General features: G+C 67.5%; 14 protein-coding genes. 1 reads left to right on the top strand and 13 read right to left on the bottom strand.

Going from position 1 to position 13,500, the window contains the following annotated elements; all coding sequences use genetic code 11:
• Positions 1-342: 342 nt before the first annotated feature.
• From RT688_RS07790 to fliF, 6 genes are read right to left on the bottom strand one after another with little or no spacing between them, the layout of a single operon-like run.
• The gene (locus RT688_RS07790) at positions 343-1,626 is read right to left on the bottom strand and encodes a flagellar hook-length control protein FliK (RefSeq protein ID WP_313704277.1); all 1,284 of its coding nucleotides are present in this window, start codon (positions 1,624-1,626) and stop codon (positions 343-345) included.
• 7 nt (positions 1,627-1,633) lie between these two features.
• Positions 1,634-2,074 carry a flagellar export protein FliJ gene (fliJ, locus tag RT688_RS07795; RefSeq protein WP_313704278.1) on the bottom strand — a complete coding sequence of 147 codons (441 nt, stop codon included), beginning with the start codon at positions 2,072-2,074 and terminating at the stop codon, positions 1,634-1,636.
• A gap of 35 nt (positions 2,075-2,109) precedes the next feature.
• On the bottom strand, positions 2,110-3,525 hold the full coding sequence (gene fliI, locus RT688_RS07800; RefSeq protein ID WP_313704279.1) for a flagellar protein export ATPase FliI: 1,416 nt from the start codon (positions 3,523-3,525) through the stop codon (positions 2,110-2,112).
• Positions 3,525-4,271, bottom strand: coding sequence for a flagellar assembly protein FliH (locus RT688_RS07805; protein WP_313704280.1), 747 nt, complete (start codon positions 4,269-4,271; stop codon positions 3,525-3,527). Before RT688_RS07805 ends, fliI begins: the two co-directional genes overlap by 1 nt.
• A gap of 14 nt (positions 4,272-4,285) precedes the next feature.
• A complete protein-coding gene (gene fliG / locus RT688_RS07810; RefSeq protein ID WP_313704281.1) occupies positions 4,286-5,290 on the bottom strand; it encodes a flagellar motor switch protein FliG in 1,005 nt (334 codons plus the stop codon).
• Complete coding sequence (fliF, locus tag RT688_RS07815; RefSeq protein ID WP_313704282.1) at positions 5,287-6,975, bottom strand: flagellar basal-body MS-ring/collar protein FliF; 1,689 nt, start codon at positions 6,973-6,975, stop codon at positions 5,287-5,289. The genes fliG and fliF overlap by 4 nt, the downstream gene beginning before the upstream one ends.
• 193 nt (positions 6,976-7,168) lie before the next feature.
• Between fliF and fliE the strand changes: the two genes are divergently transcribed.
• Positions 7,169-7,591 carry a flagellar hook-basal body complex protein FliE gene (gene fliE, locus RT688_RS07820; protein WP_313704283.1) on the top strand — a complete coding sequence of 141 codons (423 nt, stop codon included), beginning with the start codon at positions 7,169-7,171 and terminating at the stop codon, positions 7,589-7,591.
• Between the two features lie 226 nt (positions 7,592-7,817).
• On the opposite strand, the gene RT688_RS07825 is transcribed toward fliE, so the two are convergent.
• The 7 genes from RT688_RS07825 to RT688_RS07855 all read right to left on the bottom strand — a co-directional run bounded on the left by RT688_RS07825 (position 7,818) and on the right by RT688_RS07855 (position 13,408).
• Positions 7,818-8,576: a flagellar brake protein gene (locus RT688_RS07825; RefSeq protein ID WP_313704284.1), complete on the bottom strand. Its 759-nt coding sequence runs from the start codon at positions 8,574-8,576 to the stop codon at positions 7,818-7,820.
• Positions 8,560-8,934 carry an EscU/YscU/HrcU family type III secretion system export apparatus switch protein gene (locus RT688_RS07830; protein ID WP_313704285.1) on the bottom strand — a complete coding sequence of 125 codons (375 nt, stop codon included), beginning with the start codon at positions 8,932-8,934 and terminating at the stop codon, positions 8,560-8,562. The genes RT688_RS07825 and RT688_RS07830 overlap by 17 nt, the downstream gene beginning before the upstream one ends.
• Positions 8,931-10,010, bottom strand: coding sequence for a flagellar hook-length control protein FliK (locus RT688_RS07835; RefSeq protein WP_313704286.1), 1,080 nt, complete (start codon positions 10,008-10,010; stop codon positions 8,931-8,933). The genes RT688_RS07830 and RT688_RS07835 overlap by 4 nt, the downstream gene beginning before the upstream one ends.
• A gap of 6 nt (positions 10,011-10,016) precedes the next feature.
• Positions 10,017-10,346: a flagellar protein FliT gene (locus RT688_RS07840; protein WP_313704287.1), complete on the bottom strand. Its 330-nt coding sequence runs from the start codon at positions 10,344-10,346 to the stop codon at positions 10,017-10,019.
• Complete coding sequence (fliS, locus tag RT688_RS07845; RefSeq protein ID WP_313704288.1) at positions 10,346-10,789, bottom strand: flagellar export chaperone FliS; 444 nt, start codon at positions 10,787-10,789, stop codon at positions 10,346-10,348. Before fliS ends, RT688_RS07840 begins: the two co-directional genes overlap by 1 nt.
• Before the next feature lie 262 nt (positions 10,790-11,051).
• The gene (locus tag RT688_RS07850; protein ID WP_313704289.1) at positions 11,052-11,249 is read right to left on the bottom strand and encodes a hypothetical protein; all 198 of its coding nucleotides are present in this window, start codon (positions 11,247-11,249) and stop codon (positions 11,052-11,054) included.
• Between the two features lie 269 nt (positions 11,250-11,518).
• Positions 11,519-13,408 carry an EAL domain-containing protein gene (locus RT688_RS07855; protein ID WP_313704290.1) on the bottom strand — a complete coding sequence of 630 codons (1,890 nt, stop codon included), beginning with the start codon at positions 13,406-13,408 and terminating at the stop codon, positions 11,519-11,521.
• Between the last annotated feature and the right edge of the window lie 92 nt (positions 13,409-13,500).

Raw genomic sequence — 13,500 nt, forward strand, 5'->3', positions numbered from 1 at the left:
AAGGCCGGTCAGATCGGCGTTTGTGGTGCGTAGGGTGGGTTCGAGAGCCCACCGGTGCGGCGAATGCGCACCCGTTGCGTCTCCGGTGGGCGACAACATGGACCACCTGGCGAATCGGTGGGTTCGAGAACCCACCCTACGAAAAACGCGGGCTTCGCGATCGTTTTCGATAATTCAACCGTATATCGTCGTCGCCCATGTCACGACAAACGGCCGCTGGATCAGTGCGTAGGGTGGGTTCTTGAACCCACCGTTTCGCCGGTTGAACAATGTTGTCGTTCACCCGCAACGCAACGGGTGCGCATCGGCCGCACCGGTGGGTTCGAGAACCCACCCTACGAATTACGCAAACGTATCCACCGCCCCCGCGCCGCCGAGGATGCTGGTGCGCTGGCGCGGCGCGGTTTCCGCCACGGCGCTGTCGCCGCCGCCATTGCCGCCGCCGCTGCCCGGACGGCTCGATCCCTGCTGGTTCTGCTGCTGGGAACCGTCGCTGCCCGCGTTCACGGTCGCGTTACCGAGGGCGATGCCGCTCTCGTTCATCATCTCGCGCAGGCGCGGCAGCGAGTTTTCCAGGGCCTGGCGCACCTCGAGCTGCTGGGCCGAGAAGGTCACGCTGGCCATCTCGTTCGAGACGTTCAGCACCACCTGCACCGGGCCCAGGTCCGGCGGGTTCAGTTCCAGCGTGGCGCTCTGTTCCTCGCCGCCGACCATCCAGATCACCTTCTGGCCGACCTGGTTGTCCCAGGCCGGCGTGCCCACGCGGGCGCTCAGGCGGTCGGTCGGCACGGCGCCGGCCGCTTGCGCCGTCTGCAGGGCAGTGGCCTGGGCCGCCAGGCCGGTCACGGCCGCGGGCGCGCTGTCCTTCAGCGTGGCGGCGTGCGCCATGCTGTCCTGCAGCTTGGCCGAGAACTGGCCGGCGTCCGGCTGCGCTTTGCCCGCCTGCTCGCCGGCCCTGGCCAGGTCGAGCGCGCGCAGGTCGACGCCGGGCGCGGCCTTGTCCTGCGGCTGGTCGGTCACGGCGCCGAGCGCATCGGCAGCGGGCTTGACGGCGGCCTTGCCGTCATCGGCGCCGGGCTTGCCCTTGAGCGCCGCCTGCAGGGCGCCGCCGCCCGCGGCGGTGTCTTCCGCCACGGCCGGCGCCGCCGCCTGCGCGGGTTGGCCGAGGCTGGCCAGCATGGCCAGCATGTCGGTTGCCGCATCGCCGCCCTTGGCGTCGGCCGGCGTGGCGTCCGCCTCGTCCTTGCCCTCGGCGGCGGTGCTGGCGCCGGCCGTTTCCTGGGCGGCGTCGGCCTTGTCGGCCTGGGCGCCGTCCTTGGCGGGCTCCTTCGCGGCCTCGCGTGCCGGCGCTTGCGCTTCGTTGGCGGCGGGTTTCGCCGGCGCCTGCGGCTTCGCCGCGCTTTGCGGCTGGGCGGCCGGCTGCGCCTGCGGCGCGCGCGGCGGCGGGGCCAGCGCCTGGCGCTGCTCGAGCTGGCGCTGTTGCAGCTGGCGCGTCAGCGTGGCGCCGAAATCGGCGCCTTCGCCCAGCACCGCGCTGCCGCGCATGTCGCGGGCCTGGCCATTCGGGCTGGTCGCGCCGTTGGCGCCGCTCACCTGGAAGGGAAGGGAAGTCGTTTGCATCGTCATGATAGGTTCAACGTTGGTGGCGGACGGTGCGCGCGGCGTGGTCGTCCATCATTTTCTGGTCGCGCTTGTTTTCGAGCTTCAGCGCCTCGGCGGCCGCGCGCTCGTTCAGCGTGCGGTAGGACAGGCGCTTGCGTTCGCTTTCCTGCCAGGCCTTCTTTTCCTGCTCGCTCTTGTACTTCGCATGCTTGAGCACTTCGCGCTGGCCGTTGATCGCGTTGTCGAGCTTGTCGATAAAGGCGACGAAATTGCGGTAGGCGAAGGGCGTGATGCCCGCCATCTGCGCCTGGTCGAGCTTGTTCGCGTAATCGTCGCGGTAGCCCAGCAGCATCTGCAGTTTTGCTTCCGCTTCCTCGACCGCCTTCAATGCCGCGCCGAGCCGCTTGGCGGCGGCGTCGGAAGCGCGCTGGGCCAGCTCGATCAGGGTTTCAAGGGCGGAGGTATTTGCCATGGTGACTCAGTATAGCGAGGCACGGCCGAGTTCAATCAGCCGAACAGAGCGCCTAATTGCCCCAAACTCTGGCCCATGTTGGTGTTCTCGTGGATTTCCTGGCACAGGAATTCCTCGATCTTCTCGTTCAGCGCGATCGCCTGGTCGAGCACCGGATCGCTGCCGGGCGCATAGGCGCCGACGCTGATCAGGTCGCGCGAGCGCTGGTAGCGCGAATACAGCTGCTTCAGTTTGCGCGCCGACTGCTGGTGCTGGTGCGAGGTGATGCCGTGCATGGCCCGGCTGATCGACTGTTCGATGTCGATCGCGGGGTAGTGGCCAGCCTCGGCCAGGTGGCGGTTCAGCACGATGTGGCCGTCGAGGATACCGCGCGCGGCGTCGGCGATCGGATCCTGCTGGTCGTCGCCCTCGGACAGCACGGTGTAGAAGGCGGTGATCGAGCCGCCGCCCTCCAGCCCGTTGCCGGCGCGTTCGACCAGCACCGGCAGCTTGGCGAACACCGACGGCGGATAACCCTTGGTGGCCGGCGGCTCGCCGATTGCGAGCGCAATTTCGCGCTGCGCCATGGCGTAGCGGGTCAGCGAATCCATGATCAGGAGGACGTTCTTGCCCTGGTCGCGGAAGTGCTCGGCAATCGCGGTGGCATAGGCCGCGCCCTGCAGGCGCATCAGCGGCGGGCTGTCGGCCGGCGCGGCGACCACGGCCGAGCGGGCCAGGCCGTCCTCGCCCAGGATCTGCTCGATGAATTCCTTCACCTCGCGGCCCCGTTCGCCGATCAGGCCGACGACGATCACGTCGGCCGTGGTATAGCGCGCGATCATCCCCAGCAGCACCGATTTGCCGACGCCGGTGCCGGCGAACAGGCCCAGGCGCTGGCCGCGGCCCACGGTCAGCATGGCGTTGATGGCGCGCACGCCGACGTCGAGCGTCTCCTTGATCGGCGCGCGGTCGAGCGGATTGACCGGGCGCGCATTGATCGGCGCGACGTCGCTCGTCTCCAGCGGGCCCTTGCCGTCGAGCGGACGGCCGGCGCCGTCGACCACGCGGCCGAGCAAGCCCATGCCCACCGGCAGATGGCGCGCGCGGTCGCTCGGGCGCCGGCGCGGATGGTTCACCGTGCCCGGACGCGGCACCGGCGTCTCCACCGGGAACACGCGCGAACCCGGCACCACGCCCTCGACGTCGCTCTGCGGCATCAGGAACAGGCGCTCGCCCTCGAAGCCGACCACTTCGGCCTCGATCTTCGCGCCGTTCGGCAGCGGAATCGTGCAGGCGCTGCCCACGGCCAGGCGCAGGCCGACGCATTCCATGACCAGGCCGGCCACGCGCGTGACGCGTCCCGAGACCTGCATCGGCTCCACGAAGCCGACCAGCGCATCGCAGTCGGCCAAGTAGGATTTCCAGCGCGCGGTATGACGATCGACACCGCGGTCCAGGGTGGGCGTGCTCATCAGGCGAGCCACTCCACGTTCTTGCCCAGCGCATGGGTCAGGCGGTTCCAGCGCGCTGCGGCCTGGGCATCGATCTGGTTGCTGGCGGTATCGACCTTGCAGCCGCCGCGCGCAATGTTCGGATCGGCGACGACGCGCCAGCCGCCCTTGTCGAGCTCATCCGCCAGGCCGGCGCGCACGATGTCGACGTCCTCGGGATTGAGCGCCAGCACGGCTGGCTGCTGCAGCACCGGCAGGTATTCGATCGCTTCGCGCACGATGCCGATGACCAGTTCCGGACGCACCTCGAAGGCGGTGCGCACCATGGAGCGGGCCAGGTGCAGGGCCAGGTCGAGCACATCGGCGGCGATGGTCTCGTCGGCCTGGGCCAGCGCGTCGCCGAAGGAGGCGGCGACCGCGCGCAGGCTTTGCAGCTCTTCGGCGGCTTCGACGCGGCCGGCCTGATATGCCTCGGCATGGCCGGCGGCGCGGCCTTCCTCCAGGCCCTCGGCATAGCCTTCGGCGCGCGCCTGTTCGCGGATCGCTTCCAGTTCGGCGGCGGTCGGCAGCTGCACCGCCGGCACGGCCGCGGCGGCCTGCTCGGCGGCGAACTGCTGCGCCTGTTGTGCACGTGATGCGGCAGCGCTAGCTGCGGCGCGTTCCTCGGCCTCTTTTTCCTTGATGCGGGCGGCGAGGGTGCTCGGCCGCTCGTCGCCGAAGGAGGTCATTTCCCAGCGCTTGAAAGCGCCCTGCAAGTCCTTGTTCATCGTCGAATATTAGCTTAAACGAAGGAATCCTCGCCCTTGCCGCCGAGGACGATCTGGCCCTCGTCGGCCAGGCGGCGCACGATCTGCAGGATCTGCTTCTGCTGGGCTTCCACTTCCGACAGGCGCACCGGACCCTTCGATTCCAGGTCCTCGCGCATCATTTCGCTGGCGCGCTGGCTCATGTTGCGGAAGATCTTTTCGCGCAGGTCCTGCGAGGCGCCCTTCATGGCGATGATCAGCATTTCCGACTGCACTTCGCGCAGCAGCAACTGGATGCCGCGGTCGTCGATGTCGATGATGTTGTCGAACACGAACATCTCGTCCATGATCTTCTGCGCCATGTCGTTGTCGTAGTTCTTGATGTTTTCCATGACCGCGCTTTCCTGCTCGCCGTTCATGAAGTTCAGGATCTCGGCCGCGGTACGCACGCCGCCGAGCGAGGATTTCTTGATATGCTCGTTACCCGACAAGAGCTTGGTCAGCACGTCGTTCAGCTCGCGCAGTGCGGCCGGCTGCACGCCGTCCAGGGTGGCGATGCGCAGCACGACGTCGTTGCGCAGGCGCTCGGTGAAGTGGCTCAGGATCTCGCAGGCCTGGTCGCGCTCGAGGTGCACCAGGATGGTGGCGATGATCTGCGGGTGCTCGTTGCGGATCAGTTCCGACACCGACTGCGCGTCCATCCACTTCAGGCTCTCGATGCCCGAGGCGTCCTTGCCGCCCAGGATGCGGTTCAGCAGCACGGCGGCCTTGTCGTCGCCCAGCGCCTTGGTCAGCACCTCGCGGATATACTCGTCCGAATCGAGGCCGACCGTCGAGTGGGCGTCGGCTTCGTCGCGGAAGGCTTCGAGCACGTTCACCACCTGCTCGTGCTGCACCGATTTCATCGCGGCCATGGCGGCGCCCAGCTTCAGCACCTCGCGCGGGCCGAGGAACTTCATCACCTCGGCCGCTTCTTCCTCGCCCAGGGCCAGCATCAGGATTGCCGCCTTGGTGATACCTTCCTTGTCCTTGTCGCTCATTCCGAACCCACCCATGCCTTGATCACGTTTGCCACGATGCGCGGATCGTCACGCGCCATTTCCTTTGCCAGCGCCAGGTTGGCGCGGTAACTGCGCTCCCGTGGCGCTTCTTCCTCTTCCTCGCCGACCGGCTGGCCGTCCTCGCCCAGCTTGACCACGGCGTCGGGATCTTCCTCGGCTTCTTCCTCTTTCTCTTCTTCCGGCATCGCGACCGCCTCGTCGAACTTGTGCATCACCGGGCGCAGCAACGGGCGCAGGATCCGGAAGTAGAGGAAGGCGATGATCGCGGCGATCAGCAGGTACTTGCCCACCTCCATCGCCAGCGGCAGGTTGGCCGGGTCCTTGTACCAGTCCGGGCCGGCATCGTCCGGACGGTCGACGCCGTCGAACGGGGCGTTGGCCACGCTCATGGTGTCGCCGCGCGCCTGCGAGTAACCCATCGCCTGCTTGACGAGCTCGTTGATCTGGGCCACCTCGGCCGCCGCCAGCGGCTTGACCGTCACCTTGCCGGTATTCGGGTCGACCGAGCGGCGGTAGTTCACCACCACGCCGACCGTCAGGCGCTTGATGCCGCCCATCGGGCGCTGCTCGTAGCGGATGGTCTTGTCGACTTCGTAGTTCGTGGTCGCGTCCTTGCGGGTCGGACCGGTTTGTTGTGCCGTGCCGGGTGCGCCGGGAGCGCCGCCATCCAGGGGCGCGGTGGCCACGCCCGGCGGCTGGTTCGACAGCGCGCCCGGGATGCCGTTGGCGTTGCCGGTGGCCGGGCCGGTCTGCTCCGAGGTCTGCTGGCTGCGGATCGCCTGCGGCTCCGGCGGCGAATTCGGCTTATACATCTCGGCGGCGGTGTCGACCTGGGCGAAATCGATCTCGGCGGTCGCCTCGGCGCGCACGTTGCCCTTGCCGACGATCGGCGTGATCAGCGACTCGACCTGCTTGATGATGTTCTGCTGCACCGTCTCGACGTACTTGAGCTGGGTGGCGTCGAGCTGCTTGTTCAGGCCATTCTGCTTGGGTTGCTCGGACAGCAGATTGCCGTTCTGGTCGACCACGGTGACGTTGCCGACGGTCAGCTCGGGAATGCTGGAGGCGACCAGGTGCACGATGGCGCTGACCTGGCCCGGATCGAGGGCGCGGCCGGACTGCAGGTTCAGCAGGACCGAGGCGGTCGGCTTTTGCTGGTCGCGCACGAACACCGAGGGCTTCGGCAGCGCCAGGTGCACGCGCGCCGCGGCCACCGAGCCGAGCGACTGGATCGAACGCGCCAGCTCGCCTTCGAGCGAGCGCTGGTAATTGACCTGCTCCAGGAACTGCGACACGCCCAGCTTCTGGTTTTCCATCAGCTCGAAGCCGACGTTGCCGCCCTTGGGCAGGCCTTGCGAGGCGAGCTTCAGGCGCAGGTCCGGCACCTGTTCGGCCGGGACCAGGATGGCGCTGCCGCCTTCGGAAAACTTGTACTTGACGCCCATCTGGTCGAGCGCCGCGGTGATCGCGCCGCCGTCCTTGTCGCTGTAGTTGGCGTACAGGACGCGATAGTCGGGCGACTGGTTCCACAGCCAGACCGCCACGATCAGCGCCAGTGCCGCAGCCACGCCGCCGCCGATGAGCACTTTCTTGCCCATGTCGGTCTTCAGGAAGGGTTGCGGCTGTTCTGGGGTGTCGATCAGTTCGTCGGCGGTCGCGGCCATGTTGGTTGTCCAGGGTGGAAAAAAGGGATCAGGCAGGATTATGAAGCCGTAGGGCAACATTCAAACCCCGGAATAGGGGGCGGTTTCCCCTCTTGCTCACCGCAAATTATTGCTGTCGCGCTGGTAATCTGACAGCCTGACATCGCCCGGCCGCGTTTCGCGCGCGGGCACGCAACGCATTACAGGAGAACCCATGAGCATAGGCGGAATCGGCGGCATCGACAGCAGCCGCATCGAGGCGATGATGGCCCAGCTGAAGGCGGCCGCCACCAAGCCCGCCGCGCCGAACCTGGCGCCGGGCAGCCTTGGCGGGATCGGTAACCTCGGCAAGCTCGGCAAGCTCGGCGATTTGGGCAAGGCGGCCGACGTCGGCGCCAGCGAGGGCGCCTCGAAGGTCAGCTTCTCGGATGCGCTGAAGAACTCGCTCCAGCAGGTGAGCAATTCACAGAAGCACGCGGAAGAACTGGGCCAGAAATTCGCGATGGGCGACGACAGCGTCAGCCTGTCGGACACCATGATCGCGATGCAGAAGTCGAGCATCGCCTTCCAGGCCACCGTGCAGGTGAGGAACAAGCTGGTGTCGGCCTATCACGAGATCATGAACATGCAGGTCTGAGCGCCGCAGCCAGGATAAAAAAACGGGCCGCGTCTCCACCAGGAGCGCGGCCCGTTGTTTTTCGTAGGGTGGACACCTGTGTCCACGCGGTGCGGTGCCTGCAAAGACGGTCGGCATCCGATGCCTGCTCCGCTAACCCGTTGTATTTTTGGAATACGGCGCTGACGGCCGCGCTGTCGATGCTCTGCCGGCGAGACCGCGTGGGCACAGGTGCCCACCCTACGTGTCAGCCCAACCCTGCCAGCCTGGCGTTGCGCTCGCGCTCGAGTTTGGTGATGTAGCGCTGCACCGCCGCCATGTTGGCGCGCGAGATGTCGACGAACATGCAGCCGATGCGGCGGCTGGTCTTGTTGTTGAGCATGGTGACGTCGAGGGCGTTGCGCACCTGGAGCGAGGTGGTGACGGTGCCGATCTCCGGCAAATCGATGCGGCAGTTGGGGAAGGTCTGGCCGATGGTCGAGTTCAGCATCATCTTGCTGTCGAGCAGGGCGACGCCGCCGCAGCTGATGTCGGCCAGCGGGAAGCTGGCGCTGCCGCCGCCCAGGTCGATCGGCAGCGGCACGATCGCCGGCACCGGGTTCGTCACCGGCGTGGGCATGCGGTAGAACTCGCGCCGCTGCAGGCGGATCAGCGAATCCGGGATCTGGGCGGCCAGCGCCGCCGCGCCTTCGAACTCGAGCTCCTGCAGGCCGCCCGCGCGGAACAGGATGCGGATCTTGTCGAGGTAGGTCTCGCACATCACCTGGCCGGCGCGCACGATGCGTTCGTTCTGCTCGCGGTTGATCGAGCGGTCGAGAATGAACAGGCCGCTGTCGGGGTCGACTGCCAGGATCGAGGTGACGCAGACGTCGGCCTCGCCCTTGATCTTCATGCGGATCAGTTGTTTCTTTTCGCCGATCTGGCGCAGCAGCGCAACGATCTCCCTGCGCGACTGCACTTCGTAGTCGTGCCAGTTTTCCAGTTCTGCGTCATGAATTGCTTGCATCTTGTTCCGCCGGTGGTGCAGGTGAGTCGATGAGGAGCGCGGTGTCGGGAGGGGCGGAAAGCGGCCCGCCGTGTTGTTGCGCTGACTCAATATGATATAGCCATGCCAACAGTTCCGCAATTGCGCGGTACAGGGCCGGCGGGATATGGCTGTCGAGGTCGATGTCCATCAGCAGCGACACCAGTTCCTTCGATTCGTGCACGAACACGCCGGCTGCGCGCGCGCGTTCGATGATCTGTTCGGCCACCAGGCCTCGGCCCTTGGCGACCACGGTCGGCGCCGCCGTCCCGGCCGCGTAGGCGAGGGCGACGGCGCGCTGCCGGTGGAGGTGGGCGTCCTTGCCTGCGCCGTCGCTCATGCGTCCTCGCGGGCCCCGATGTGGAGGGCGGCCAGCTCGGCGCCGGCGGCCGCCAGCGCCTCCTGCAGGCGCGGCGCACCCGCGCGCAGGGCGGCCGCCGAGTCCGTTGCCGCGTGCAGGGCGATGCGCAGCCGGCTGCCGCGCAGGGACACGCTGGCCTCGACCTCGCCCAGTGCGGCGAAGCGCAGCCGCAGGCCGCTTTCCCAGCCCGGTCCGGACTCGTCGCCAGGCGCCTGGCCGTCCTGTTCGCGGTCTTGTTCCTGCTGGATTCGCCATTCGAAGGGCTGGCCGGGGGCGAGCTGGCCCTGCCACAGGACCTGGCCCTGCTCGTGGCTGGCGAGCTGCAGGTTGATCATGCGCGCGCTGGCCGGGTCAAGGGCCGCGGTGCCGGGCGCGTTGCGCGCTTGCGGTTCCTGCGCCAGTTCGCCCAGCGAGCGCTTGCCCTCGGCCCATTCGGCCAGGTGCGATTCGTAGAACAGCCCGCTGTGCGCGATCGCCTGCGCAAGCTTGCCGGCAAGCTGGGCCGTATCAAGCGTGCCCTGGGGCAGCAGGGGCGTGGGACTGGTCACGGCCGCGGCCTTGGCGCTCCTGGCGGAGGCGCCGTCGCCGGCGGCGCTGTGCAGCACCTGGGCCAGCAGGCGCGCGGCCGGGCTGAGTTCGGCCGCGTCGTCCTGGCCGCCGGTGTGGCGAAGGGAAGTGGTGGCCGCGGCCACGGCGGCGGCCAGCGATGCCGCCGAGCTTGCGTTGGCGCCGAGCGGCGCCGGCGCGGCGTGCAGGGTGGCGTCGCCGAGCTGGAAGGTCGGCTGGGGCGAGGCCGCCAGCACCTTCATCGACAGTTCGGCGCCGGGTTGCGTGCCGGGCGGCAGCTGCATGCGCACCGCCATCTCGGCAACCCGCACCACGAAGCTGCCGTCGCCCAGGCGCGACAGCACGGAAACGGGTACTTTGTTGCCCAACATGGTCGCCAGCGTGCGCTGCAGGGCGTCGAGGCGCGGATCGCCCGTGCGTTCGAGCGGCTGCGCCGGCCTTACCGGCTGCGTGGCGCTGACGCCGGGACTAGGCAGGCGCTCGACCATCTACATTCACACGCTGCCGTAGGCGTTCGCGAGGCGGCGCTGGGTGCCGGAGTTGTTGATCAGGGCCGACAGGTGGGCCATCCACGGCATGGTCAGGTCGCGGATGCGGCGGTCGTCGGCCAGGATGCGCTTGATGCAGTCGACCTTGGCCTGGCGGCCCTGCGGGTTCAGCGTGACCGCCGCCTCTTCGCGCTTGAGCGTATCGACGTGGACCGTGCAGCGCTGCTCGAGCAGCACCAGCTGGTCCCAGTCGCCGGCTTCAGCGGCGGCCAGCATCTGGCCGGTCAGGTCGGCGACGGCGGCGTATTCGGACAGCACTTCCTGGCCGGTCATCATCACGCGCTCGCCATGACAGGGTAGGCGGAGGCCAGCGCTTCCGGCGCGGCCGGCTTCTCGCCGATCTGCGACCAGGCGTCGCGCATGTCGCTCAGCAGGGTGAGCACTTCTTCCAGCATCTCGGCCTTGTTCTGCAGGTTGGCGGTCAGGAGGCGCTCGGTCATGTAGACGTAGAGCAGGTCGAGATTGACGGCGATGTCGCCGCCCGCCTTTTTGTCGAGGCTGGCGCGCAGGCCGCTGTTGATGATGTCCAGCGCCTTCGAGATGGCGGCGCCTTTCTCGGCGATCTGGCCGGCAGCCATGTGCCGGACCGCATTCTTGACGGCCGCCATGGCGCCGTCGTACAGCATGACGATCAATTTGTGGGGCGAGGCAGCAATGATCGAAGTTTCCAGGCCTACTTTTGCGTAGGCGTTCACGCCGCGTTGCATCGATCCAAACATCAGAACCTCCAAATACTTCAGTAGTGTTGCGGACCGCCTCATGGTCGAGGGGGCGTTCCGCAGGCGTTCGCGCTGAAGCGGGTCGGGGCGGCGTCGGGGCCGGCCTGCCATTCTTCAGCCAGGGTAGTTTACTGGCTTAACGGCAGCTTCTAACGGGACTTGAGAGCCGGGAATACCCGTCATTTTGGCCCTTTGTCAGTCGGATAACGAAAAGGAGGTCTTGCGTGGACGCAAGGAAACAACGCGCTTGAACGGAGGCGGATCAATCGTTGCGCGGGACCTTGCGGCGCTCGTGGTGGCGGCGGTGCTGGGGCGATTGGAGGGCGCGCGCCAGGATCGCGCGCGGCACGTTGCAGCTGTCGAGATACTTGAAAGCGAAATCGACCCCGCGGATATCGACCAGGTAGAGCGCGTATTCAGCCGTCAGTGCGGTTTGTTCGTCGGTTCGTCGTTGCATCATTTACTTCTCCCATGCCCGTTTGCGGCCGGTATCGGGCAGCGCTGGCGGGCGGCGTTGGCACAATGATATCTCCGCGCCTGGCGCACACTTCTGGAAGTTGTTAACAATTGTATCGGGTGTAGGACAAAGGCGACGGGGAGTGGTTCAGGCCCGTGTCGGCGACCGGTAGGGTGGGCACTCCGTGCCCACGCGTGAACGATGAGCAGACGCCACACGTCGTGGACGCCAACACGACGCTGGCTTCACGCGTGGGCACGGGGGCGCCCACCCTACGGGGCGCTGCGCAGGCGGCGGGCCGGAGCCTGGTCTTCGATGAAGCGGGCGGCGGCCTCGGCGTCCAGCGGGCGCGCGTACAGGAAACCCTGGCCCTGGTCGCAGCCGGCCTCGCGCAGCGCGTCGGCCTGCGCCTGGGTTTCGACGCCTTCGGCGATGACCTGCAGGCCCAGGCGGTGCGCCATGGCGGCGATCGCCTGGACGATGGCGCGCGAATCGCCGTTGTGCGCGATGTCGAGGACGAAGGACTTGTCGATCTTGAGCTTGTCGATCGGCAGGCGCCGCAGGTAGCTGAAGCTGGAGTAGCCGGTGCCGAAGTCGTCGATGCTCAGCGTCACGCCGAGCGACTTCAGCTTGTGCATGACGACCATGCTGCGCGCCGGGTCGGCCATCGAGACGCTTTCGGTCAGCTCCAGTTCCAGGAGCCCGGGAGGCAACCCGCTGGTTTCCAGCAATTCGCTGACGATGGCGGCGATGTCGCCTTGCAGGAACTGGCGCGCCGACAGGTTCACCGCCATCGGCGCCGCGCTCACGCCGGCCTGGCGCCAGGCGGCCAGCTGAGCGACGGCGCTTCGCACGATCCATTCGCCGATCGGGGCGATCAGGCCGGTTTCCTCGGCAATCGGCACGAATTCCTCGGGCGGGACCACGCCGTGTTCGGGATGGCGCCAGCGCAGCAGCACCTCGAAGCCGGCCAGCCCGTTCGTTGCGAGCGCGATCTTCGGCTGGTATTGCAGGAACAGTTCGTCGCGTTCGAGCGCGCGCCGCAGCTGGCTTTCGAGCAACAGCCGGCGTCCGAGTTCGCGCCGCTGGCCGGGCGCGTAGCGTTCGATGCGGCCGCCGCCCATGCCCTTGGCATGGCGCATCGCCGTCACCGCGTTGTTGAGCAGGGTGTCGGCATCCTGCCCGTCCTGCGGGTAGCAGGCGTAACCGATGCTGCAGCTGATCGAGATGTCGGCGTCCTTGCCGAAGGCATGGCGGCCGACCTCGTTCATCAGTTCGTCGAGGCGGGCCTGCAGGCGCTCGGCGTCGCCGGGGTCGTTGAGCATCATGACGAATTCGTCGTTGCCCGAGCGCGCCAGCATGTCGTCTTCGCGCAGGCGCGACTGCAGGGCGCGCGTGACCGCCACCAGGGCCTGGTCGCCCGCCACGTGGCCGAGCACTTCGTTGACGCGCTTGAAGCGGTCCAGGTTCAGGCAGGTCACGACCGCGCCGGCGCCGGACGCCTGCCAGTCAGGAATGCTTTCGCCGATCGTGCGCAGCAGCGCCTGGCGGTTGGCCAGGCCGGTCAGCGCGTCATGGGTCAGCAGGTATTTCACCTGGCCGGCGGCGGCCGGCACCGGCGCATGGGCGGCGTTGCGCAGCAATTGTTCGTGCAGTTCCTGGGCGGCGCGCGCCAGCTGGCGGTGGTAGATCAGCTCCTCGACCATGCGCGCCAGTTCCTGCAGTTGCGATAACTGCTCGGCGCCGAAGCGGCGTGGATGGGTGTCGATCACGCACAGCGTACCGATCTTGTCGCGCTCGACCGAATGCAGCGGCACCCCGGCGTAGAAGCGAATATGGGGCGGGCCGGTCACGGCCGGATTGTCGGCGAAGCGCGCGTCCAGGGTGGCGTCCTCGACCACCAATGGCGCATCGCTGAGGATGGCGTGGCCGCAGAACGAGATCTCGCGCGCGGTCGACTGGGTCGCCAGGCCGCAGCGCGACTTGAACCATTGGGTATCGCTGCCGACCAGCGAGACCAGGGCAATCGGTACGTCGAGCAGCCTGGTCGCCAGGCGGGTGATCCGGTCGAAGGCTTCTTCCGGGCCGGTGCCGAAGAGTTCGGTTGCATAGAGCGCTGCCAGGCGTTTTGCTTCGTCTGCCGGGATCTGGGGTTTCTGCATATTTAACAATTCACCGGGGAGGCTGTTCGTTCCGATGGGCCCATTACGCCAGAAGCGCAAGGGAATTGCAATGCGAGCACGACTGGAATGCT

Origin of the sequence: Massilia sp., assembly GCF_032106685.1 — a bacterium.
Lineage (GTDB): Bacteria > Pseudomonadota > Gammaproteobacteria > Burkholderiales > Burkholderiaceae_D > Telluria.